This window comes from Streptomyces beijiangensis, assembly GCF_017315755.1.
GTDB classification, from domain to species: domain Bacteria; phylum Actinomycetota; class Actinomycetes; order Streptomycetales; family Streptomycetaceae; genus Streptomyces; species Streptomyces beijiangensis.
Genome location: NZ_JAFLRJ010001699.1, coordinates 1 through 393, shown reverse-complemented (window position 1 = coordinate 393; position 393 = coordinate 1). Strand labels below are relative to the sequence as shown.

General features: G+C 46.8%; 1 protein-coding gene. It reads right to left on the bottom strand.

Annotation, left to right across the window (positions count from 1 at the left end; translation table 11 throughout):
* Positions 1–347: alkaline phosphatase family protein (locus tag J0695_RS46675; protein ID WP_206970274.1), on the bottom strand; the 347-nt coding region annotated here is incomplete at its 3' end.
* Between the last annotated feature and the right edge of the window lie 46 nt (positions 348–393).

Genomic DNA, 393 nt, shown 5'->3' with positions numbered 1-393 from the left:
TACCAGACAAGCCCGGGAACGCGGTGGATATTCGGATAAGTTCCGGTGAGCAGCGTGCTGTCAATCGCGACCGACATGGTCGGATACGCGCTCGCCACTTCAGGTTCATAATGACCGTTTTCAAGAAAGAATTTTAATGCCGGAGCGCGGCCTTCTTGAATCGCTTTTTTCAAAGGCTGATCCATCAAAGAGTCGATGATCAGGACAATGACCGGTTTTTTAGAGGGTTTGACGGCCTCTGCTTCTTCATCTGAGAGCCCCAATTTTTCATCCCCGGCATTCAGCCATATGATGAATGAAACCAGCGCACATATGAAAATGACAAGTACAATGCTTAGCTTTTTCAAAATGGCCTCATTCCTTTAATCCCATTGTATGCATATTCTGGCATGG